The organism is Pseudoduganella guangdongensis (genome assembly GCF_009857475.1).
Lineage (GTDB): Bacteria > Pseudomonadota > Gammaproteobacteria > Burkholderiales > Burkholderiaceae_D > Rugamonas > Rugamonas guangdongensis.
In genome coordinates, this window is the sequence record NZ_WWCJ01000003.1 from 184,286 (window position 1) to 206,748 (window position 22,463).

At 64.2% G+C, this 22,463-nt stretch carries 16 protein-coding genes; 8 read left to right on the top strand and 8 right to left on the bottom strand.

Annotated elements, in window-relative coordinates:
* Positions 1–11: 11 nt before the first annotated feature.
* From GTP41_RS27340 to GTP41_RS05225, 5 genes are all read right to left on the bottom strand, one after another.
* Positions 12–635 (bottom strand): ATP-binding cassette domain-containing protein, encoded by a 624-nt coding sequence (locus GTP41_RS27340; RefSeq protein ID WP_371867284.1) that lies wholly within the window; start codon positions 633–635, stop codon positions 12–14.
* On the bottom strand, positions 636–2,108 hold the full coding sequence (locus tag GTP41_RS05210) for a peptidase domain-containing ABC transporter (RefSeq protein ID WP_229502740.1): 1,473 nt from the start codon (positions 2,106–2,108) through the stop codon (positions 636–638).
* Complete coding sequence (locus GTP41_RS05215; RefSeq protein WP_161024508.1) at positions 2,105–3,460, bottom strand: HlyD family secretion protein; 1,356 nt, start codon at positions 3,458–3,460, stop codon at positions 2,105–2,107. The genes GTP41_RS05210 and GTP41_RS05215 overlap by 4 nt, the downstream gene beginning before the upstream one ends.
* Before the next feature lie 454 nt (positions 3,461–3,914).
* Positions 3,915–4,079, bottom strand: a complete 165-nt coding sequence (locus tag GTP41_RS05220; protein ID WP_161024509.1) for a hypothetical protein — start codon at positions 4,077–4,079, stop codon at positions 3,915–3,917.
* 507 nt (positions 4,080–4,586) lie between these two features.
* Positions 4,587–4,760: a hypothetical protein gene (locus GTP41_RS05225; protein ID WP_161024510.1), complete on the bottom strand. Its 174-nt coding sequence runs from the start codon at positions 4,758–4,760 to the stop codon at positions 4,587–4,589.
* Positions 4,761–5,297: 537 nt separating this feature from the next.
* On the opposite strand from GTP41_RS05225, the gene GTP41_RS05230 reads away from it, so the two are divergent.
* The gene (locus tag GTP41_RS05230; RefSeq protein WP_161024511.1) at positions 5,298–5,489 is read left to right on the top strand and encodes a hypothetical protein; all 192 of its coding nucleotides are present in this window, start codon (positions 5,298–5,300) and stop codon (positions 5,487–5,489) included.
* Positions 5,490–5,536: 47 nt separating this feature from the next.
* Here GTP41_RS05230 and GTP41_RS05235 read toward each other — a convergent pair whose 3' ends face one another.
* The gene (locus GTP41_RS05235; RefSeq protein WP_161024512.1) at positions 5,537–6,508 is read right to left on the bottom strand and encodes a helix-turn-helix transcriptional regulator; all 972 of its coding nucleotides are present in this window, start codon (positions 6,506–6,508) and stop codon (positions 5,537–5,539) included.
* Between the two features lie 89 nt (positions 6,509–6,597).
* Between GTP41_RS05235 and GTP41_RS27780 the strand changes: the two genes are divergently transcribed.
* On the top strand, positions 6,598–7,152 hold the full coding sequence (locus GTP41_RS27780) for a glutathione S-transferase family protein (protein WP_161024513.1): 555 nt from the start codon (positions 6,598–6,600) through the stop codon (positions 7,150–7,152).
* 57 nt (positions 7,153–7,209) lie between these two features.
* Here the strand turns inward: GTP41_RS27780 and GTP41_RS05245 are convergent, their stop codons facing one another.
* Positions 7,210–10,062: a TonB-dependent receptor plug domain-containing protein gene (locus tag GTP41_RS05245; protein WP_161024514.1), complete on the bottom strand. Its 2,853-nt coding sequence runs from the start codon at positions 10,060–10,062 to the stop codon at positions 7,210–7,212.
* Positions 10,063–10,186: 124 nt separating this feature from the next.
* Positions 10,187–12,919: a bifunctional [glutamate--ammonia ligase]-adenylyl-L-tyrosine phosphorylase/[glutamate--ammonia-ligase] adenylyltransferase gene (glnE, locus tag GTP41_RS05250; protein WP_161024515.1), complete on the bottom strand. Its 2,733-nt coding sequence runs from the start codon at positions 12,917–12,919 to the stop codon at positions 10,187–10,189.
* Positions 12,920–13,018: 99 nt separating this feature from the next.
* Here glnE and GTP41_RS05255 point away from each other — a divergent pair, with 99 nt between their 5' ends.
* The 6 genes from GTP41_RS05255 (at position 13,019) to aroG (ending at position 22,429) form a co-directional block, all read left to right on the top strand.
* A complete protein-coding gene (locus GTP41_RS05255; RefSeq protein ID WP_229502742.1) occupies positions 13,019–17,167 on the top strand; it encodes a YhdP family protein in 4,149 nt (1,382 codons plus the stop codon).
* A complete protein-coding gene (locus GTP41_RS05260) occupies positions 17,164–17,973 on the top strand; it encodes a carbon-nitrogen hydrolase family protein (RefSeq protein WP_161024516.1) in 810 nt (269 codons plus the stop codon). The genes GTP41_RS05255 and GTP41_RS05260 overlap by 4 nt, the downstream gene beginning before the upstream one ends.
* Before the next feature lie 37 nt (positions 17,974–18,010).
* Entirely contained in the window at positions 18,011–19,471 is a 1,461-nt protein-coding gene (tldD, locus tag GTP41_RS05265) for a metalloprotease TldD (protein WP_161024517.1), read from the top strand.
* A gap of 62 nt (positions 19,472–19,533) precedes the next feature.
* Complete coding sequence (gene udk / locus GTP41_RS05270) at positions 19,534–20,166, top strand: uridine kinase (RefSeq protein ID WP_161024518.1); 633 nt, start codon at positions 19,534–19,536, stop codon at positions 20,164–20,166.
* A 144-nt stretch (positions 20,167–20,310) separates the two neighbouring features.
* The gene (locus GTP41_RS05275) at positions 20,311–21,147 is read left to right on the top strand and encodes a choice-of-anchor L domain-containing protein (RefSeq protein WP_161024519.1); all 837 of its coding nucleotides are present in this window, start codon (positions 20,311–20,313) and stop codon (positions 21,145–21,147) included.
* Positions 21,148–21,370: 223 nt separating this feature from the next.
* Positions 21,371–22,429, top strand: a complete 1,059-nt coding sequence (gene aroG / locus GTP41_RS05280; protein WP_161024520.1) for a 3-deoxy-7-phosphoheptulonate synthase AroG — start codon at positions 21,371–21,373, stop codon at positions 22,427–22,429.
* Positions 22,430–22,463: the final 34 nt, after the last annotated feature.

Below are 22,463 nucleotides of genomic sequence, written 5' to 3' on the forward strand. Positions count from 1 at the left end.
GCATGTAGATTTTAAGCGGCGGCCGCGCGGCCGTTGCGCACTTCCAGCGCCTTGCCGTGCTGGATGCCGATCACGCGCTCGGCGGCGTTGATGGTTTCGGGGCGGTGCGCCACCATGATGCGGGTCAGGTTGAGCTCGGCCAGCGCGTGGTTGACGCGCGCCTCGTTGCGCACGTCGAGGTGGCTGGTGGCTTCGTCCAGGGCCAGGATCTTCGGCTCCTTGTACAGCGCGCGCGCCAGCAGCACGCGCTGTTTCTGGCCGCCCGACAGGCTGCTGCCCATATCGCCCACCAGGGTCTGGTAGGCCATCGGCATGGCGGCGATATCGTCGTGGATGGCGGCCAGGCGCGCGTAGTGCTTGACCTTCTCCGGGTCGGCGCCGTTGTCGAAGAAGCTGATGTTGTCCAGGATGGAGCCGGCCAGCAGCACATCGTCCTGCATGACGGTGCCGATCATGCTGCGGTAGGCGCGCAAGCCGAGCTGGCGCAGCGGGATGTCGTCGACCAGGATTTCGCCCTCGGTCGGCTGCAGCAGGCCCAGCACCAGCTTGCACAAGGTGGTCTTGCCGCAGCCGCTGGGGCCGACCAGGGCCAGGCTCTGGCCGGCGGGGATATGCAGGTCGATGCCGTCCAGGATCTACGGTTCGCCCTCGGCGTAGCGGAAGCGTACATTGCGCAGGGTGATGGCGGGCGCGATGCGGCTCACGTCCGCCTCAAACGCATCCTCCGGCTCGGCCGGCTCCTTGACGATATCGGCCAGGCGCTCGGCGTGCATGCCCAGCATCTTGACGTCGATGTACAGGTCGACCAGGCCGAAGACACGGCCGGTGAAGGTGGTGGAATAGCTGGTGAAGGCCATCAGCATGCCGATGGTCAGCGCGTTGTCCATGACCAGCAGGGCGCCCACGTAGAACAGCAGCAGGGCCTGGCCGCTGCTCAGGGTCGAGCTGCCCAGCTTGAACAGGATGCCCAGTTTCTGCGTCTGGATGTCGCGGTTGACGACATCCTGCTTCAGGTTGAGCCAGCGCGCGCGCCGTTCCACTTCGCGCCCGAACAGTTTCAGCGGCACGATGGCGCGCACGGTTTCCAGGAAATGGCTGTTCTCCTTGGCCGACAGCACCAGGCGCTCCTGCGAGGCGGCCCGCAGCGGGTGGTAGGCCAGCGCGCGCAGCGCGATATAGGCGGCCAGGCCGCCCAGCACGATGCAGGTCAGTTTGGGGCTGTAGGCCAGCATCATGCCGAAGGCGAGCAGGGCCATCAGGCCGTCCAGCATGCTTTCGACAAACAGGCTGGTCAGGGTGGTCTGGATCGCATTCATGCTGCCAAAACGCGAAACCACGTCGCCCAGGTGGCGCTTTTCGAAGTAGCTGACCGGCAGGCGGATCAGGTGGGTGAAGACGCGGGTGGACCATTGCAGAGCCACGTCGGTGCCCCAGCGCATCAGCACCCAGCTGCGCGCCAGGCTGATGGCCGATTGCGTCACCAGCATCAGGGCGAAGCACAGGACCAGGACCTTGAGCAATTCGCGGTCGCCATTCACCACCACCTCGTCGATCACGAACTGGTTGAACAGGGGTGAGGCGAGGGCGAACACTTCCAGCGCCACCGCCAGCATGATGACCTTGGCGATGGCCCAGCGCAGGCCGATCACCTTGCCGGTCAGCTCGGTGAGCGAGACTTTGCGCACGGCCTTCTTTTCCTCGAACTCCGCCGTCGGGCTCAGCTCGAGCGCGACGCCAGTGAAGTGGCGCGACAGCTCGGGCATGGAATAGTCGCGCGCGCCGGTGGCGGGATCGTGGATGGTGGCCAGCACATTGCCGCGCAAGTCGCGCCTGATGGCGGACAGCACCACAAAGTGGTTCAGGTTCCAATGCAGGATGGCCGGCAGCTGCAGCTGCTCCAGGTGCTCCAGCTCCAGGCGCAGCGGCCGCGAGGACAGGTGCAGGCTGGCGGCGTGGCGCATCAGCTGGTTGAGGGTGGCGCCTTTCAGGCTGATGGAAAACCTGCGGCGCAGTTCCGCCAGGTCGGTCTGGTGGCCGTGGTGGGCGGCCACCATGGCGATGCAGGCCAGGCCGCATTCGCTGGATTCGGTTTGCAGGATGGTCTTCATTCGTTGCTCTTCTGGCGCGGGGCGATGGCGATCAGCGGTTCCGCGATCCATTCCCAGATCTTGCGCTGGTCTTGCACGATGTCGGCTTCCAGGGTCATGCCGGGTTTGACCGCCAGGCTGTCGCCGTAGACCTGGATCGCCTGCCGGTCGAGCTTGACGCGGATGCGGTACAGCGCCTCGTTGCTGGCGCCGCGCGAGACGGTGCCGAGGATGGTGCCGGCGATATTGGCCGGCAGCTCACTCGGCGCGAACGGGGTGCGGCTGACATCGACGATCTCGCCGCCGTGCAAGCCGAATTTCTGATAGGGGAAGGCTTGGTAGCGAATCAGCACTTTCTGCCCCGGCTTGACGAAGCCGGCGGTGCGGCTGGGCGCGTACAAGTTGGCTTCCAGGGCGGCGCCATCGGCCGCGCCGGGCACCAGGGTGGCCAGCGATTGCCCGGCGCTCAAGGCCTGGCCTATATGGTAGTTGAGGGCGGTGAGCGTGCCTGCTTGCGGCGCCACCACCAGGGTGCGGCGGCGGTCGCGGTTTTGCACCGCCTCCTGCTCCAGGGTGGCCTCGGCGCGCCTGAACTGGGCCAGCTCGCCGTCCAGGTCCTGCCCCAGTTGTTCGCGTTCGGCGCGCAGGTTGACCAGGGTGCTGGCGAGCTGGCTCTGGCTGCGCGCCAGGGCGCTCAGGCGCGCTTCGATATCAATCAGGTCTTCCTGTTTTTGCTGGGTTTGCGCCTGCGAGACAAAGCCACTCGCCTGCAGTGTTTCGTACTTGCTGACGCTTTGCTGCGCCAGGCCCTTGCGGCGCGTTGCCAGCTTGATCTCGTTGCCAAGCTGGACTTGCTCGGCTTCCGCATTGGCGATGCGCGCTTCGATGGCGCGCTGCTTTTCGCGCGCCATGGCGATGCGCGCGGTGCGCTCCAACTGCAAGGCTTCGCGGCGGATGGTGAGCTGCTGGGCAATCAGCGTGCCCAGCTCGCCGCCGCTTTGCTGCCGCTCGGACGACAGTTCAAACAGCAGATCGCCGGCCTTGACGGTGCTGCCTTCCGCCACCAGGGCGCGCACCAGGGTGCCGGCCTGCGGCGTGGTCACGGCCAGGGCGCCGTTGACCGGCACCACCAGCCCGCCGACCCGGGCTTTCTGGGTGAAGCTGCCGAGCGCGACAAAGGCGACCAAGGCGCCGGCAATGCTCAGGGCCACGGCTGCCACCACTGTGCCGGACATGGTGTGCTTCAGCCGGATCGATCCCAGCCAGTTGGAGGTGAGCGCTTCCCCTACTTCCGGGCGGAACAGCGGGAGCTTTTTAGGGGATGGTGAGGTTGGCGGTGTGTTGCCCGCCGTTACACTAGGCTTTGTGCTCATTGAATCGAAAGTTCTAACGACGTGCTTATACTCTCGAGCAGTGTCACTTTGTCCCTAGGAATTTTTGCGAGCGGAAACGCATGATTGCGAAAAGAAGGAATGCTCCCACACGGCCTCGTAAAACGACATTGGTTTACATGCTGCGCCAGCCTTAGCCCTGTCGATGTACTCGATCCATTGCACGTCGAGATTGTGGCTCTTCATTGGGAAGTAGAAATTGCTGCCGTGCACGATCGGCACCGGATTATCGGAACCGCCGTACGCCAGCGTTAGCGGACCCCAACATTGCAATCCGCCGCATCTGCGTCAACGCCGAGTACCGCTTCCAGCAATTGATACGCGGGAACAAGCAAGCCCCGAAGGGAGCGGACCTGCATACCTTCATTTACTGCAGGGCAGTTGGTGTCGACGCAAAAAAAAACCGTTCAGCTTTCGCTGAACGGTTTTGCTTTGGTTAGTAGTTATCGGACGAGGTATCACGAAAATCAAGTTTTTCCCCGCGCTTACCACCGACATAGGTGTCGTCATAATAGTCCGGGCGTTGGCCTGGCACATCGACTTGAGGAATATCTTCGCCACCGCTTACGTAGGCCAGTTGTTGCTGCGTCAGTTCAAACATAGCACCTCCTATAATATTAGCTATATTGCCTATTTGGCATTCTTAGTATAGTGAATTTATTAACGTTGTCAATAGAATATTTTGCGGGAAAAAAATGTGTGATTTAGAAGAAGGAATGCTTCCACCCGGCCCCAGAAACGCCATTGGTTTCAAAATTGAGTCGAGCGTGCGATAGCCGTGTGTCTCTAATGGTGCAGGAAAAAGGCGTGTGGGGGCGGGGGGCTTAACTCTGCCGTCGAGTTATTTAAAGAGGGCGTCACCCCCTTCATTCCTATGCCGTCGCCGACCTCAAGCTTTGCTGTGGCGCTGTTCGGAATCGAATTCGGTGCGTCGATCTCGGCCGTGGCTGGCCCGTTCAAGGTCAGTTATGAAGAGTGCGTGGCCTTCCGGCAGGCGTGCTGGGAAGGCGTTGTGGCCGCATGCGAGCTGGTGGTAACACGTGTAATCGACAGGGTTCCAGCGAGGCGCGCCAGGTGGCGCGCCTTCTTTTACATATCGCAGCCGATTTTACATATCGCAGCCGATGCGCTTGCCGTACACGCAGGCGTTAAAGTCGCCATCGTTGCAGGCCACGATCAGCTTGTAGCAGGTGCGGGGATCAGGCGCAGCGAAGGTCGAGAAGCTAGTGCCAGCTGCCAGACCGAAGGCCAGAACCATCCACGCTTTCTTCAGTTTCGTCATTTGCTAACTCACTTTCTGGTTGAGGGAGTCCTCAGGCTAGCAGACGCGATTCGTGCGGCATACTGTTTTATTAATTAAATAGTCACAAATATTCACGTTAAAATAATGTTGACAAATTAGTATATTATTATGAGAATCGCTCACGCGAGATTTATTCGCGGAGACTCTCCTAGATAATATTAAGTTGGAAGAGACTATTAATGTTGAGGTTAAAAAAGCGATTGCAGTAGCATTGTTCGGAATTGGCGCGGGCGCCTCGATCAGCGCGGTGGCGTGCTCGTTTAAAGGAAGCTACGAAGAGTGCATTGCATTCCAGTAGGCATGCTGGGAAGCCGATACCGTGGCATGCAAGAATTTGGACCGCTATAGCTGCTGACGCTGGGACATCTGATTCCATCCCCAATGAAGGGAAGCGACGATGTTCGAGACCTGCCGCAAGTGGCTGGCTCAATGTGAGGCTGGTAATGAAAATGCTTGCGCCGACTTTGAGCGCCTGGACTGCTGGTGGTGGCACTTCTAATTTGAAAAGGACAAAAAATGCTGAAACTGAAGAAAATGATCGCCGTAGCTCTGTTTGGTATCGGTGCCGGCGCCTCGGTGACTGCCATGGCAATCCCAAGCTACGAGACTTGCTACGGTTACCGTGAAGCGTGCGTCTTCAATGGCGATGAGGAAGCATGCGACCTGTTCAACGCCAGCCGCTGCAGCCGCTACGTGTACCCTTTCTAATAGGGTGAGCACTGTACCGCTGCTGGCGCGGGGACTTCTGATCCTGTTTAGCTTGCAGCAAGGCGCGCCAGGCGGCGCGCCTCTTCCTGCACTGCGGCCCGGAGTTCTTCCGGGCCTTCAATCGTAAAATCGAAATTGAACGACGCCAGCAGGCGCGCGAACCAGCTATAGCTGGTCGTGGTCGTGGCCAGGCGCACGCCGCCGTCGGTTTCCACCAACGGGCCGATGTAGCGGCCCACTTCGCGCGCGGCGCTGGCCAGGTCGGTGTGCAACAGCACGCGCACCGGCAAAGGCCGGGGCAAAGTGGCCAGCGCGTGCTGCAGTTGCGCGGCGGCGTCGAAGCTGTCCGGCTTGTCGAAGACCATGCCGGTTTCCGCCACCTCGGCAATCCGATCCAGGCGGAACGAGCGGATCGCCAGCCGCAGGCGGCACATCCCCACCACATACCAGCGCGTATGGCTGAAGACCAGGCCATAGGGGTCGAACTCGCGCTGCATCGATGCACCATCCTGCGGCGTGTAGCGAAAGCGCACGCGGTGCTGCGTTTGCGCCGCCAGCGCCAAGGCGGTCAATTCGCCGGTCAGGGCAGGGCGTCCTGCACCGGCGTAGCTCCAGCGCTGCTCGGGCGTGTCGAGTACCGCCGTCTCGCGCAGCGCCTGCACGCTGCCTTGCAGGGCGGGCGGCATCACGCGCTCCAGCTTGGCCTGCGCGCTGGCCACGGCGGGCGCGGTGTCGGCCAGGCGCAGCGAGCGCACCGCCATCAGGCCCAATGCCACGGCGGACGCTTCGTCGTTGGTGAACATCAGCGGCGGCAGCTTAAAGCCGGGCACCAGCATATAGCCGCCATAGCGGCCGCGCTCGGCCGTGATCGGGATGCCCAGTTCCTCCAGCATGGCGATGTAGCGGCGCAGGGTGCGGCGGTCGATGCCCAGGCGGTCCGACATCTCGGCGCCCGAAATCTGGCGCTGGCTTTGCAGCAGTTCGAGAATGGCGAGGGCTTTGATGGCGGGTTTTGACATGATGCTGCCATTTTTGCATGAAAACAGGGCGGATATTGTCCTATATCGCGTTCACAATGCTTCATCCCCAACAAAAACAAGAGGCAAACATGGAAACCATCCTGTACCACGGCGCACCGAACGGCTGCGCGTTCGGCATCATCGTCGCCCTCGAATGGTTATGCCGGCCCTACCGCCTGGTGCAGGTCGATCTGCCAGGAATACCGGTGCCGGCGCTGCAGACTGGCGGCAAGCTGGTGCGCGATTGCCGCGCCATCTTGCGCCATATCGGCCAGCAACGCCGTTGCCTGCTGGGTTACCGCAGCGGCACGGCGGAAGCGCGCAAGCTCGAGACCTTGCTTGATTACCTGCACGAAGGCTTTGAAGCCGGCCCGGCGCGCATGGCGCTGGCGTGCAGCGCGCTGGATGAGGTGCTAGGCGGGCAGGAGTGGGTGGATGGCAATAAGCGCACCGTGGCCGATGCCTGCCTGGTGGCGGTGGTGCGCTGGGCGCAGCGCGAAGCGGGGCTGGAGCTGAACGCCTACCCGGCCTTGCAGCGCCATGTGGGCGAGCTGCACGGCGACCCGGCGGTGTTCTTTGCGGATGCGATTGAGATGCAGCGGCCCGCGGTGAGCAGCGGGCGCTACTTGGGGAAGGCAGCGTAGAGGAACTGGGGCGGAAAAATGGGGTACGTCCCCATTTTTCCGCGCTCCGAACTTATATTACTGGAAGCGGTACTCGGCAGTGACGCGGATACGGCGGCCAGCGACGTCGTCCAGGTTCTGTGGGATCACGCCACCGCCGTCGCGGTTGAATGATTTCAGGTCAAGCGGTGGGCGCTGGTCGAACAGGTTGCGCACGTTCAGCGAGAGCGTCAGGTTCTTGATGCCGGTGTAGCTGAGGTTGTAGTCCCAGCGCACTTCCGAACCCACGCGGCACACACCCGGGCCCCAGTCGTTGGCGGCGCAGCCTTCCTTGGTGTACTCCTCGTCGAAGTAGTCGCCTTGCAGCTTTTGCGGGCTGAAGTACACCAGGCGCATGCTGTTGGTGAAGGCGCCGGTGGTCAGCGCGCCCAGCACATTGGCGGTGAACTTGGAGTAGCCATAACGCCCGGCCAGGTTGTCGCCCCAGCTGCCGCCGTTGCGGGTCGGCGCGAAGTTGCGCAGGTCGAGCAGGTAGGTGCCGTTGCCGTTCACATCCAGCCGGCCAAACGGCAGCGAGAAGCGCGACGCGAGGGCAAGATCGACGCCGCTGGTGCGGGTCTTCGACACGTTCTCGAACATGCCCGAGGTTGACGACAGCGGACCGGCCGTTACACCGTACTGCGCGCGCTCGGCGGCAGTGAAGGTCTTGTCCTGGGCGAGCGGCAGGCGGTTGATGATGCCAGGCATCAGCGAGTCTTCCGCCGACAGCAGCTCGGAGGTGCTCTTCGTGTTGATTTCGTTCTTCCGCTCAATACGGAAGTAGTCCATCGCAAACGAGGTGCCTTTGACTGGTTCGATCACGAAACCGACAGTGCCGCTGCGCGAGGTTTCCGGTTTCAGGTCCGGGTTGTTGCGCACGATCGAGGCGACGCCGCCGGCGCATTCATTGCCTTCCACAATGTCGGCACGCGCCAGCAGCAGGGCCACATTCGGGTCGCTGCCCGGCAGGGCGTCGGCCTGGTCGCGCAGGTCGCTGGCCAGCGCTTGCGCCTGGTCGCAGCGTTTCGGATCGACTACGCCGTTATCGAAGGCGAACTTGCTGGACGGGGCGCTTTCGGTCAGGTTCGGTGCGCGGAAGCCGGATTCGAGCGTGGCACGCAGCAGGAAGTTCTCGGTCGCTTTCCAGCGCGCGGCAACCTTCGGCGATACCCGGCCATCGAAGCCCGGGAATTTGTCGAAGCGAGCGGCGCCCACCAGTTCCAGTTTTTCCATCACTGGCGCGTTGATCTCGGCGAACAGCGATTCATTGGTGCGGCTGGCGTCGGCAGAGGAGGCGCCGTTGCTGACGATGTCGCCGGCCAGCAGATTGGCGGTTGGCCGGATGCGGATCTTCTCGTGGCGCACGTCGCCGCCCACCGCTGCCATGACCGGACGGCCGCCGATGCTGCCCACCTGGCCGCTGGCCTTCAGGTCGATGAAGGTTTGTGTGATCTTGCCGTCGTAGCCATTCTCAGGGAACAGCTTGTTGATCACCTCGGCCGAGTTGATCTGGCCCAGCTTGTAGGCGCGGTTGAAGAAGTTCGGATCGTCGACGTTGTAGTCGCCGATCACCTCCTTGAAGCCGCTGTCGCTGAAGAAGCCGCCGCGGCTACGGTCCTTGGTCTTGCCGCCCATGATGCCGAGCGCGGCTTCCCAGTCCCACTTGTTGGTCAGCGTCCCTTTCACGCCAGCCAGGGCGCGGTATTGGTCGCTGGTCGATTTGCGATAGGACGGGTCATCCAGGAAACGGTAGCGCAGTTCCAGCTCTTCGCCGCTGGTGTTCAGCGGGTGGGTGGCTGGCAGGCCGCGATAGATGAAGGTGCGCCCCTGGCCGGTGCTCGGGTCGCCCCATACCGCGTTGGGGTTGGCCGAACCGTAGGTGGCGAAGGCACCGCTGTAGTCGGTGGTGGTGTGCGAGTACAGCAGTTCGGCGAATGCCTCCATGCTTTCGTTGACCTTGAAGCGGGCCGAGACCAGGCTGTTCACGCGCTCGGCGGCTGGGGTGGCCTGGAAGCGGCTGAAGCGGTCGTGCACGCACAGGCCGCCGGCATTCTTGGTGGTGCAGCCGGGCAGCGCGCCCTGGCCGATCAGGTTGCCGGGGAAGCTGAAGGTCGATGGGGTGCCGCGGTTGCCGAACATCAGGCCGCTACCTGGGGCGACGGTGCCGAAGTACTCGCCGTAGGTCGGGTTGATGTCGTCCACCACTTCACGCCAGAACAGGTCGTTGCGCTTGAAGTACTCGACGTTGGCCAGCACGTTGAAACGGTCGTTGTCGAGGTCGCCGAAGCCACCGGTGACGCTGACGGTGCCATTGCGGATGCTTTGCTGCTCGACCGAGCGGTTGAAGCTGCCGCTGACCGTCAGGCCGCGGTAGTCGGAACGGGTGATGACGTTGATGACGCCGGCTACGGCATCGGAACCGTAAATCGAGGAGCCGCCGTTGCGCAGGATCTCGACCCGCTCCACCGCATCCAGCGGCAGCGTGTCGAGGTTGGTGAATACTTCGTTATAGTCGGCCAGCGGGTAGGGCGCGACGCGGCGCGAATTGAGCAGCACCAGGGTCGATTGCTTGCCAAGCGCGCGCAGCGACACCGAGGAGGCGCCGCCGGCGAAGGAATTGCTGCCGCCGGCGTCGGACAGGGCCGAGCGGTCGGAAGAGGTCAGGGTGTCCATCAGTTCCTTGACCGAGCTCACGCCCAGGCGTTTGATGTCCTGCGCCCGGATGGTTTGCACCGGCGACGAGGTTTCGCTTTCGATGCGGGCAATATTGGAGCCGGTGACGACGACTTTGGGGATGGGTTTTTCGGTGGCTTCTTGCGCGAGCACAAGGGGGGATACTGGCAGCGTCAAGGCAACTGCGATGACGCTGCGTTTCAGCACGATTCGCTTCACTATGGTTCTCCCATTCAGATATGACGAAAATAAGGTCGGGCGCATAAGGCACGGCCTGTAAGCTATCAATCTAAATGAGGCGATTACAAATTCAATAAGTTTGCGCAAAAATTAGCGAAACTAGTCATTGTTCCGTTGTAAAAAATATACATCTCCAAAGGGCGCGCACGTTTTCCGCATGTTGTGCCGCTTTCTCCGGCGCCACGCGTGATTGGTCCTGACCCTGCAGGCGCAACTGGTGCTGCCAGCGCCGCATGTCGCGGTAGGCGTCGGCCACCGCGCCGGCCAGCACGGCATCGACCAGGCCCAGCTGGCCGGCCAGGTGCAAGAGGGCGATATTGCCGATATTGCCGGTCAGTTCCGGGTAGCGGGCCGCATGCTGCAGCACCAGGTATTGCACGATGAACTCGATGTCGATCATGCCGCCCTCGTCCTGCTTGAGGTCGAACAGTGCGCTGCGGTTGGGGCGGGCGTCGCGCATTTTCTGGCGCATGGCCAGCACTTCCTGCTTCAGCGCGGCGGCATCCGGCCGTTCCTTGCGCAGCACCTGGCAGCGGATTTGCTCGAAGCGCTGGCCGATGGCGGCGTCGCCGGCGCAGAAGCGGGCGCGTGTCAGGGCCTGGTGTTCCCACAGCCAGGCCGAGCCGTGCTGGTATTTTTCGAAGGAGGCCACGCTGGACACCAGCATGCCGCTGGCGCCGTCCGGCCGCAACGCGGTGTCGATGTCGAACAGGATGCCGGCCGAGGTGTGCGAGGTCATCCAGGTGATGAAGCGCTGCGCCAGCTTGGCGTACAGGCCGGGCGCGTCCTGGTCCTCGTCGTCGAACAGGAAAATCACGTCCAGGTCGGAGACATAGCCCAGCTCCTTGCCGCCCAGCTTGCCATAGGCGATGACGGCGAATTTCGGCACCTCGACATGGCGCTTGGCCACCGTCTGCCAGGCCGCCTTCACCACGGCGGCCACGATCACGTCGGCCAGCGCGCTCAAATGGTCGGCCAGCTTTTCCACGGTCAGCGAGCCGGCCAGGTCCTGCGCCAGCAGGTGGAATAGCTGGGCGTGGTGGACTTCGCGCAGGATGTCGAGCTGGCGCTCGGTGTCGCCGGGCGCGGTGGCCAGCTGACGTTCCAGCTCGGCCGCCGCCGCGGCCGGGTCGAACACCGCGCTCAGGATGCGGTCGTCCAGCAGCTCGTCGAGCAGGATCGGGTGCTGGGTCAGGAACTTGGCGGCCCAGCCGCTGGCGTGCATCATGGTGATCACGCGTTCCAGGGTGTGCGGGTACTCGGTCAGCAGCGACAGGTAGGAGGAGCGGCGCGAAATCGCTTCCAGGAAGTCGAGCAGGCGGCCCAGCGTGCCGAGCTTGCTGCCCGCGCTATTGCGTTCGGCGGCGCGCGCGATCTGCGGCAGGGCGGCGTTGACCAGGGCCACCAGGCGCTGGCGGCTGGCGTCCGGCAGGCTGGCCAGCTTGGGCGCCTGCCAGGTGGCGATCAGGCGCTGGGCGGCGGCGGCCGGGTCGTCGTAGCCCAGACTGGCGAAGCGCGCCTCGATCGCTTCGCGGTTGTCGGGGTCGGCGCATTCGTTGCTGGTGGCGGGATCGACATCCTCGCTGCCATTGCCCTGCTTGTCGGCGAAGATGGCGTCGAATTGTTCGGCCACATACTGGCGGTGCGCGTCCATTTCCGCCATCAGGGTGGCCACGTCGGGCAGGCCCATCATCCGTGCCACGGCCAGGCGGTCGGCCTCGTTCGGGGGCAGGGTATGGGTCTGGGCGTCCTCGATGTACTGCAGGCGGTGCTCCAGCTTGCGCAGGAAGGTGTAGGCATCCATCAGGCGCGCCACCACGTCGGCGCCCAGCAAGCCTTTTTCCGGCAGCAGGCGCAGGGTGCCGCGCGTGGAGCGGCCGCGCAGCTGCGGGTCGCGCCCGCCGCGGATCAGCTGGAAGACTTGCGCCAGGAATTCGATTTCGCGGATGCCGCCACGGCCCAGCTTGACGTTGTGGCTGCGTTCGGGATGCAGGCGCTCCTGGCGCGCCACTTCGGCGCGGATCTGGGCGTGCATGGAGCGGATGGCGTCGATCACGCCAAAGTCCAGGTAGCGGCGGAAGCAGAAGGGGCGCACAATGGCGTCCAGGGCGGCAATGTCCTCGGCGCGGCCGGTCACGGCGCGCGCCTTGACCCAGGCGTAGCGCTCCCATTCGCGGCCCTGCACGATCAGGTAGTTTTCCACCATGCCCAGGCTGGCCGCCAGCGGCCCGGAGGCGCCATTCGGGCGCAGCGCCATGTCGACGCGGAAGGTGAAGCCGTCTTCCGTGATTTCGGCGATGGCGGCGATCAACTGCTTGCCCAGGCGCACAAAGTACTCGTGGTTGGAGAGCTGGCGCTGGCCCGGGCCGGCGGCGGTTTCGCCATCCTCCGGGTAGACGAAGATCAGGTCGATATCGGATGAGACGTTCAGTTCGCCACCGCCGCCCTTGCCCATCGAGAGCACGATCAGCTGCTGTTCCGCGCCCGATTCGTGGCCGATCGGCGTGCCGTGGTTGGCGCGCATGGCTGCGTCCAGTTCGGCCAGGTGGCGCGTAATGGCGAAGTCGGCCAGGCGCGTCATGGTAGTGACCACCTCGTCCAGGTCGGCCTTGCCTTCCAGGTCGCGCCGGAGCAGGGCGGCCAGCAGCAGGTTGCGCAGGCGGCGCATGCCGCGCTGCAGCGGCAGGTCACCCTGTTCGCTTGCCAAAATATCAGCGAAATCCAGCGTGGCAAGCGATAATTGCGCCAGGGAATCGACCTTGGCCTGGCGGGAAGGGTCGGCGGCCAGCCAGCGCTGGTAGAAGCGGGATGCGGAAACGAGGTCGATAGGGCTCATTGACAGGTGTGAGAGTGTGTAAAACTGTTCCTATTGGAACATAGTTTGCCGGGCCGTTGCGGTAAAATGCTGTATTGATAAGGGCCTGGCTTGAGTGTATTGAAGGACAATCTGGTAGAGCAAATCGAGGCAGTCGAGGCCCCGCTGAAACGGCGCTGGCATCGGCTGCAGGCCGCCTATCGGGTCTGGAATATCGCCTCCCACCATGTGCTCGGCTTCACCCTCAAGCTGGCGCTGCTGCTGTATTTTGCCTTCGCCGTGCTGTTCCTGGCCCTGCGCTGGGTGATCCTGCCCAACATCGACCACTATAAGCCCGATATCGAGCGCCTGGCCACCCAGGCGGTCGGCAAGCCGGTCACGGTGGCGCGCATCTATGCTTCGTGGAAGGGCTTGCGGCCGCAGCTGATCCTGGGCGACGTGGTCATGCGCGACGCGCGCGGCCAGCAAGCCCTGCACCTGCCCAGCGTGGCGGCCACCCTGTCGTGGTGGAGCGTACCGGCGGCCGGGCTGCGTTTCGAATCGCTGGAATTCAACCGTCCCGATGTCGAAGTGCGGCGTGATGCGGACGGCAAGCTGTACGCGGCCGGCATGTATATCGACCTCGACCGCAACGGCGATGGCCGCAGCGCCGACTGGCTGCTGTCGCAGCGCGAGGTGGTGGTGCGCGAAGGGCGCATCACCTGGACCGACCTGCAGCGCGGCAGCCCGCCCTTGCTGCTGGAGAACGTCACCGCCCTGATGCAGAACAGGTGGCGCCGCCATCAATTCGCCTTCAAGGCCACGCCGCCGGCGGCGCTGGCGGCACCGATCGACGTGCGCGCCGATTTCAGCCACCAGCCGTTTACCCGCGTGTCGGAAGTCAAGCTGTGGAAAGGCGAGGTCTACGCTGAACTGCGGCGCGCCGACCTGGCCGCCTGGAAGCCCTACCTGCCGGGCACACTGGACATCAAATCGGCCAGCGGCGGCGTGCGCGCCTGGCTCGCCCTCGACCAGGCGCGCCCGACCGCCGTGACCGCCGACGTGGCGCTGGACAATGTGGTGGCCACCCTGGGACACGATTTGCCGCAGCTGGACGTGGCGGCCCTGCGCGGCCGCGTGTCCGCCAGCGAGGACCGCGCCGCCACCCTGGTGAGCCGGCCCGGCGCGCCGGCCGCCATGACGCGCGCGCTGGAAGTGAGGGACTTTGCCCTGCGCACGCGCGACGGCGTCGAGCTGGCGCCGACCACCGCCTCGGCGCGCCATGTGGTGGCCGCGAATGCCGCCACCTGGACCGAGGTGAAGGCGGCCGCGCTGGATTTGAAGATCCTGTCCGAGCTGGCGACCCGGCTGCCGTTGCCGCAGGCGCAGCGCGATTTGCTGGCCGAGGCGGCGCCGCGCGGGCGCGTGCGCAACCTGGTGGCCGAGTGGCGCGGCCCGCTTTCCGCCGCCAAGGATTACAAGCTGCGCGCCGACCTGGACGCGCTGGGCATGGAGCCGCTGGCCGCGCGCCCGGCGGTGGCGCGCTCGGCCAAGGCCTTGCCCATGCCGGCATTGCCCGACCTGCCGGGCTTCGACAAGCTGAGCGGCCATGTGGAAGCCGGCCAGCAGGGCGGCAGCGTGGCGCTCGACGCGCCCGGCTTCACCCTGGCCATGCCGGCCTGGTTCGACGACGCGCCGCTGCAGTTCGAGCAGCTGGCGCTGAAGGGCAGCTGGACGCTGGCCGACCCCAAGCAGCTGGCGCTCAAACTGGAGCAGCTGGACCTGGTGCAGGAGGGCATGCAGCTCAAGCTGGCCGGCAGCCACCTGCTGCCGCGCGGTCCGGGCGCCAAGGGGCCCGGCACGGCGGACTTCAGCGGCAGCATTCATAACTTCACCATCAACCGCATCGGCCGCTACCTGCCCAAGCAAACGCCGGAACACACGCGCCATTGGCTGGTGGGCGCGCTGGAAGACGGCATGCTGCACGACACCACGCTGCGCCTGCGCGGCGACCTGGCGCACTTCCCGTTCCAGGACGGCACGCCGGACAAGGCGCGCGGCGAGTTCCGCATTGCCGGTCGCATCGTTGATGGCCGCCTCAATTACGAACCGGGCTACTTCGCCAAGGATGGCAAGAGCCCGGTCTGGCCGCTGCTCGACAAGGTGCGCGGCAGCATCGCCTTCGAGCGCGCCGGCATGGTGATCAAGGCCGACACGGCCCGCACCGGCGGCCTGGCGCTGAGCAATGTGAAGGCGGTGATCGCCGACCTGTACCACCACGACAGCGTGCTCGAGATCGACGGCAGCGCCGCCGGCCCGATGCAGGACTTCCTCAGGTATGTGCTCGCCAGCCCGGTGATCGACTGGATCGGCCACTTCACCGACGAGACCACCGGCACCGGCAACGCGAAACTGGGCCTCAAGCTGCACCTGCCGCTGGCGCGCCTGATCGAATCGAAAGTGCAGGGCAGCCTGCAGCTGCAGGGCAACGACGTGGTGCTGTGGCACGATATGCCGACCGTGGCCGGCGCCACCGGCAAGATCGAATTCAATGAAAAAGGCGTCAACCTGAACAACCTGGGCGGCACCTTGCTGGGCGGCCCGCTGTCGGTCACCGGCGGCAGCCAGAAGGATGGCAGCATCCAGGTACGCCTGGGCGGCAGCGCCAGTGTGGACGGCTTGCGCAAGCAGTACCCGTCGGCCGCCGTGCAGCGCCTGGCCAACCACTTGGGCGGCAGCGCCAAATTCAGCGGCCTGATCACGGCGCGCGACCACAAGTACGAGGTGGCCATCGATTCCACGCTGCAGGGCGCCAGCCTGGACTTCCCGGCCCCGCTCAAGAAGGCGGCGGCGGACAATTTGCCGCTGCATTTCCAGCTGAACGGCGGCGCGGCCAACGAGCAGGGCGTGGCGCGCGACGAAATCAACATCACCCTGGGCCAGTCCTATGCCGCGCGCTACCATCGCCAGCGCGTCAACAAGGGCCCGTGGAAGCTGGTGAACGGCGGCATCGGCGTCAATCTGCCGGCGCCGGAGCCGGACAGCGGCCTGATGATCAACGCCAGCCTGAAATCGCTCAACGTCGACCACTGGATTGACCTGGCCGGCGAAATCGCCGGCAACGAGCCGCGCGCCCCGGCCGTGCCCGGCGCCGCCGCAGCGGAGGGCGCCGACATCTCGCAGTACGTGGTGCCGGAAACCATGGCCGCGCGCGCCAGCGAGCTGATCGTTGGCGAACGCAAGCTGGACAATGTCGTGGTCGGCACCACCCACAGCAAGGGCGTGTGGCAGGCCAGCATTGATTCGCAGCAGGCGGTCGGCTATGTCACCTGGAACGAGTCGCCGAGCGGCAAGGGCGTGGGCAAGGTCACGGCGCGCCTGTCCTCGCTCACCATCCCGGAATCGCAGGCGGCCGAGGTCAAGGACTTGCTGGAAAGCTCGACCACGTCGCCCACCATCCCGGCGCTGGACATTGAGGTGGAGCGCCTGGAATGGTTCAACCGCCCGCTTGGCCAGCTCGAGCTGCACGCCTACAACGCCCTGGTCACCTCGGCCCGCGAATGGCGCATCAGCAAGCTCACGCTGGCCAATGCGGACGGCGAGTTGAGCGGCACCGGCCGCTGGCAGACCAAGGACGGCCAGCACAACACCGCGCTCAACTTCAATATGGACATCCATAACGCCGGCAAGCTGCTGGAACGCTTCGGCTTTGCCGACACCCTGCGCAACGGCAAGGGCAAGCTGAGCGGCGACATCAACTGGAAGGGCATGCCCTACGGCCTGGACATCCCGAGCCTGTCCGGCACCCTGGCGCTGAACGTCGAGAAGGGCCAGTTCCTGAAGCAGGACCCGGGCGCCGCCAAGCTGCTCGGCGTGCTGAGCCTGCAGGCCCTGCCGCGCCTGCTGAAACTGGAATTCACCGACGTCTTCTCGGAAGGCTTGCAGTTCGACGGCATCACCGCCAACGCCACCATCAACCGCGGCATCGTCAAGACCGACAATTTGAAAATGCACGGCGTGCAGGCCACCGTGCTAATGGACGGCACCGCCGACATCGCCAACGAATCGACCAACCTGCGCGTGGTGGTGATCCCGCAGGTCAACCTGGGCACGGCGCCGCTGGTGTATGCGCTGGCGGTGAACCCGGTGATCGGCCTGGGCAGCTACCTGGCGCAATTGTTCCTGAGCGCGCCGATGATGAAGGCGCTGACCTACCAGATGCAGGTGACGGGGCCGTGGAAGGCGCCGGTCATTACCAAGATCGAGAATCCGAAGGAGCCGACGCAATGACGAATGCAGCGCACAAGGTCGCCGCCATCCAGATGGTGTCCACCCCGCTGGTGGAAGAGAATATCGCCACCGCCCGCCGCCTGGTGGGCCAGGCCGCCGCCGGCGGCGCGCAGCTGGTGCTGCTGCCCGAATACTGGGCCATCATGGGCATGAGCGACAGCGACAAGGTGGCCAGGGCCGAGCCGCTGGGCAGCGGGCCGATCCAGGACTGCATGTCGGCCATGGCGCGCGAGCACGGCATCTGGCTGCTGGGCGGCACCCTGCCGCTGGCGTCGGACGACCCCGAGCGTGTGATTAATACCACGCTGGTCTACGATCCGCAGGGCAAGCATGTTGGCCGTTACGACAAGATCCACCTGTTCGGCTTCACCAAAGGGAGCGAGTCCTACGACGAGGCGCGCACCATCGTGCCGGGCAAAACCGTTGGCACGGTGGAAACGGCGGTGGGCAAGGTCGGCCTGTCGGTCTGCTACGACCTGCGCTTCCCCGAGCTGTACCGCGCCATGGGCCCGCTCGACCTGATCGTGGTGCCGGCCGCCTTTACCTACACCACCGGCAAGGCGCACTGGGAAATCCTGCTGCGCGCGCGCGCCATTGAAAACCAGTGCTATGTGCTGGCGGCGGCGCAGGGCGGCAGCCACGTCAACGGCCGCCGCACCTGGGGCCATTCCATGCTGATCGACCCCTGGGGCGAGGTCAAGGCCGTGCTGGCGGAGGGCGCAGGCGTCGTGAGCGGCGAGCTGGACCCGCAATTCGTGCACGGCGTGCGTGAAAGCCTGCCAGCGCTGAAGCACCGAATCCTCTAAAATCCGGCTAAGTACACTTCAAAAGAATTTTTCTAATATGAAACCATTCGACCCCAACCTGTCTGCCATGGCCGCAGCGAAAGACATCCTGCTGACGCCGTTCGGCCTGGACGAAGGCAAGCTGCTGAAAGCACTGGGCAGCATGTTCACCCACAAGGTCGACTATGCCGACCTGTATTTCCAGTTCACCAAGAACGAGGGCTGGAGCCTGGAAGAGGGCATCGTGAAAACCGGTTCCTTCTCGATCGACCAGGGCGTCGGCGTGCGCGCGGTATCGGGTGACAAGACTGCCTTCTCCTATTCCGACGAGATTTCCGAAGCCGCGCTGCTGGACGCGGCGGCCGCCACGCGCACCATCGCGCGCGCCGGCGCCGGCAAGATCAAGGTGGCCGGCAAGATGACCCCGGTCGGCGGCCGTTCCCTGTACATGCCGCACGACCCGCTGGTGTCGCTCGACGCGGCGGCCAAGGTCAAGCTGCTGGAGCGCGTGGAGAAGATGGCGCGCGCCAAGGACCCGCGCGTGGTGCAGGTGATGGCCGGCCTGGCCGGCGAATACGACGTGGTGCTGGTGGTGCGCAGCGACGGCGTGCTGGCGGCTGATATCCGCCCGCTGGTGCGCGTGTCGGTGACCGTGATCGTGGAGCAGGATGGCCGGCGCGAAGTCGGCTCCTCCGGCGGCGGCGGCCGCTACGACTACGGCTACTTCAACGACGCGCTGCTGGACCAGTACGCCACCGACGCCGTCAAGTCGGCGCTGGTGAACCTGGACGCGCGCCCGGCGCCGGCCGGCCCGATGACCGTGGTGCTGGGCCCTGGCTGGCCGGGCATCCTGCTGCACGAGGCGATCGGCCACGGCCTGGAGGGCGACTTCAACCGCAAGGGCTCGTCCACCTTCTCCGGCCGCATCGGCGACCGCGTGGCGGCCAAGGGCGTCACCGTGGTCGACGACGGTACCCTGGCCAACCGCCGCGGCTCGCTGAATATCGACGACGAGGGCAACCCGACCCAGTGCACCACCCTGATCGAGGACGGCGTGCTGAAGGGCTATATCCAGGACACCATGAACGCGCGCCTGATGAAGATGAACGTGACCGGCAACGCGCGCCGCGAATCGTTCGCGCACCTGCCGATGCCGCGCATGACCAACACCTATATGCTGGGCGGCGACAAGGACCCGGGCGAGATCCTGGCCTCGGTCAAGAACGGCATCTACGCGGTCAACTTCGGCGGCGGCCAGGTCGATATCACCAACGGCAAGTTCGTGTTCTCGGCCAGTGAGGCTTACATGATCGAAGACGGCAAGGTGACGTACCCGGTGAAGGGCGCCACCCTGATCGGCAACGGCCCGGACGTGATGAATCGCATCACCATGATCGGCAACGATATGAAGCTCGACCCGGGCGTGGGCGTGTGCGGCAAGGAGGGCCAGAGCGTGCCGGTGGGCGTGGGCCAGCCGACCTTGCGCCTGGACGGCGTGACAGTGGGCGGCACCGCTTAAGCAGGTGTAGTGCAAAGACCGGGTAAAATACCCGGTTTTTTTTGCCTGGGATGGAAAATCACATGAATAATTCGCGCAACAAACCCTTTGTGATTGGCGTCGCAGGCGGCAGCGGCAGCGGCAAATCGACGGTCACGCGCGAGGTGCTGAAATCCTTTGGCTCGGAAGTGGTATCCGTGGTCTTGCAGGACGATTACTACCTGGACCAGACCCATATGGCGCCCGAGGAGCGGCGCAAAGTCAATTACGACCACCCGGACGCCTTCGACTGGCCGCTGATGGTGGAGCACGTGCAAAAGCTGCGCGCGGGCGAATCGATCGAGATGCCGGTGTACGACTTTGCGCAGGATAACCGCACCACCCAGACGATTACCGTCAAGCCGGCGCCGGTGATCGTGATCGAGGGCTTGTTCGCCCTGTACGACGCCGACCTGCGCAAGCAGATGTCGCTCAAGATCTTCGTCGACACGGCGGCCGACGTGCGCTTTATCCGCCGCCTGCAGCGGGATATCGCCGAACGCGGGCGCAGCACCGACAGCGTCATCAACCAGTACCTGGAAACCGTGCGCCCGATGTACAAGCAGTTCATCGAGCCGACCAAACGCCATGCGCACGTAATCCTGCCGCACGGCGCGAATGGACCGGCGGTGGACATCATCACCACCAAGGTGGCCAGCCTGATCAAGGGCGAGTGAGTGTAACAAGCAATATGCAAGTAAATGTCGGGATCTTATACACCCGGCACTATTGGCACCTTGTTAATGATAATTAAAACAGTTACTTAGCAAACTGGCATGTATTTTGCTCCCTTCAGTGAAATTTAAACTGAAAGGGAACACATGAAGTTGTCTCACCTGATCTCCAGCCTGGTCCTGTCGCTGGGCGGCCTGGTCGCCGCCACCCCGGCGCACGCAATTGTCGCCAGCCTGAACACCAACGCGAATTCGCTGGCAGCCGCTGCTGCGGCCGGCTCGACCGGTTTCACCATCAACAGCGTCACCCTGAGCGGCCACAGCACCTCCACCGGCACCTTTACCAATGCCAGCAACACCTACGGCATCGGCAGCGGCATCGTGCTGTCGACCGGCAATGTGCTGCATTACGGCGATGGCGCCAATAACTCCACCGGCAATTCGACCAACTATGGCGTATCGGCAACTGCAGCGCAGACGGCGACCTTGTCCCAGATTGGTGGCGCTGCCGACTACTTTGATGTGACTGAGCTCACCATCAACTTCACCACCACCACGGGCAGTGTTTTCTTCAACACGGTGTTTGGTTCGGAAGAGTTCCCGGAATACGTGGGCAAGTTTGTGGATGCCTTTGGCTTGCTGATCGATGGCCAGAATATCGCCTTCGTCGGCGGCAAGCCGGTCAACATCGACCACCCATCGATGGCGGCAATCGCTGGTACCGAGCTGGATGGTGTCCTGTGCCCAGGCGCTGCCAACCAATGCTCGCCAGTCCAGACCTTCTCCCTGTCCGGCCTGGATACCAGCATTTCCCACACCCTGAAATTCATCATTGGCGACCGTGGCGATTCGTCGCTGGACACCACGGTGTACATCAGCGCCCTGGGCGGCACGCCGCCGGCCGAGATCCCGTTGCCGGGCACTCTGGCGCTGTTCGGCCTGGGCTTGCTGGGGCTGGCACGCGCCCGCCAGCAGCGCGCTTAACGCCTCGCTTGCATTAGGCGGTAACTGTTGCTATAGTGATTCGAATTCATCGGAACTCGACAATGCACCTGCACTTCTTTACCGGCTTTTTTTACTTTAGCAATTCCAACCCAAAGGCGGTGGAGTAGCGGCCGGTTCACGTAGCAGCAAAAAACGAGATCCCAGCAGATACCAAAACAAACCGCCAGCAATGGCGGTTTTTTTTTAACCAGGAGAAACCATCATGCAACGTACCGACGACCTGCGCATTCGCGAAATGAAGGAGCTGACGCCACCGTCGCACCTGATCCGCGAATTTCCCTGCACCGAAGCGGCCTCCAACACCGCTTCCGACGCGCGCGTCGCCCTGCACCGCATCCTGCACGGCCAGGATGACCGCCTGATGGTGGTGGTGGGCCCGTGCTCGATCCACGACCCGAAAGCGGCCATGGAGTACGCGCGCCGCTTGGCGCCGCTGCGCGAGCGCCTGAAGGGCGACCTGGAGATCGTGATGCGCGTCTATTTCGAAAAGCCGCGCACCACCGTGGGCTGGAAGGGCATGATCAACGACCCTTACATGGACAACAGCTTCCGCATCAACGACGGCCTGCGCATGGCGCGCGAACTGCTGCGCGACATCAATGAACTGGGCTTGCCGGCCGGCACCGAATTCCTGGACGTGATCAGCCCGCAGTACATCGCCGACCTGATCGCCTGGGGCGCGATCGGGGCCCGCACCACTGAATCCCAGGTGCACCGCGAGCTGGCCTCCGGCCTGTCCTGCCCGGTCGGCTTCAAGAACGGCACCGACGGCAATACCAGAATCGCGGTCGAAGCGATCAAGGCCGCCTCGCAGCCGCACCACTTCCTGTCGGTGACCAAGGGCGGCCACTCGGCCATTGTGTCCACCAACGGCAACGAAGACTGCCACATCATCCTGCGCGGCGGCAAGACGCCGAACTACGACGCCGCCAGCGTGGAAGAGGCCTGCAAGGCGATCGCCGCGCAAGGCCTGGCCGCGCGCCTGATGATCGACGCCTCGCACGCCAACTCGTCCAAGAAGCCGGAGAACCAGGTGCCGGTGTGCGCCGACATCGCCGGCCAGGTGGCGGGCGGCGACACCCGTATCGTGGGCGTGATGGTGGAATCGCACCTGGTGGCAGGGCGCCAGGACCTGGTGCCGGGCAAGGAGCTGACCTACGGCCAATCGATCACCGACGGCTGCATCGACTGGGACGCCAGCGTGCAGGTGCTGGAGAACCTGGCTGCTGCGGTGCGCCAGCGCCGCTTGAAGGGCGACTAAGCACGCAAAAAAAAACCGCCGGAAAAATCCGGCG

What these genes read in the sequence shown, in the direction of transcription:
- GTP41_RS05210 (WP_229502740.1), bottom strand. Translation starts at nt 2,108, where the DNA reads ATGAAGACCATCCTGCAAACCGAATCCAGCGAATGCGGCCTGGCCTGC.
- GTP41_RS05235 (WP_161024512.1), bottom strand. Translation starts at nt 6,508, where the DNA reads ATGTCAAAACCCGCCATCAAAGCCCTCGCCATTCTCGAACTGCTGCAA.
- GTP41_RS05220 (WP_161024509.1), bottom strand. Translation starts at nt 4,079, where the DNA reads ATGTTTGAACTGACGCAGCAACAACTGGCCTACGTAAGCGGTGGCGAA.
- GTP41_RS05230 (WP_161024511.1), top strand. Translation starts at nt 5,298, where the DNA reads ATGCTGAAACTGAAGAAAATGATCGCCGTAGCTCTGTTTGGTATCGGT.
- GTP41_RS27780 (WP_161024513.1), top strand. Translation starts at nt 6,598, where the DNA reads ATGGAAACCATCCTGTACCACGGCGCACCGAACGGCTGCGCGTTCGGC.
- GTP41_RS05275 (WP_161024519.1), top strand. Translation starts at nt 20,311, where the DNA reads ATGAAGTTGTCTCACCTGATCTCCAGCCTGGTCCTGTCGCTGGGCGGC.
- tldD (WP_161024517.1), top strand. Translation starts at nt 18,011, where the DNA reads ATGAAACCATTCGACCCCAACCTGTCTGCCATGGCCGCAGCGAAAGAC.
- glnE (WP_161024515.1), bottom strand. Translation starts at nt 12,919, where the DNA reads ATGAGCCCTATCGACCTCGTTTCCGCATCCCGCTTCTACCAGCGCTGG.
- GTP41_RS05225 (WP_161024510.1), bottom strand. Translation starts at nt 4,760, where the DNA reads ATGACGAAACTGAAGAAAGCGTGGATGGTTCTGGCCTTCGGTCTGGCA.
- GTP41_RS05260 (WP_161024516.1), top strand. Translation starts at nt 17,164, where the DNA reads ATGACGAATGCAGCGCACAAGGTCGCCGCCATCCAGATGGTGTCCACC.
- udk (WP_161024518.1), top strand. Translation starts at nt 19,534, where the DNA reads ATGAATAATTCGCGCAACAAACCCTTTGTGATTGGCGTCGCAGGCGGC.
- aroG (WP_161024520.1), top strand. Translation starts at nt 21,371, where the DNA reads ATGCAACGTACCGACGACCTGCGCATTCGCGAAATGAAGGAGCTGACG.
- GTP41_RS05215 (WP_161024508.1), bottom strand. Translation starts at nt 3,460, where the DNA reads ATGAGCACAAAGCCTAGTGTAACGGCGGGCAACACACCGCCAACCTCA.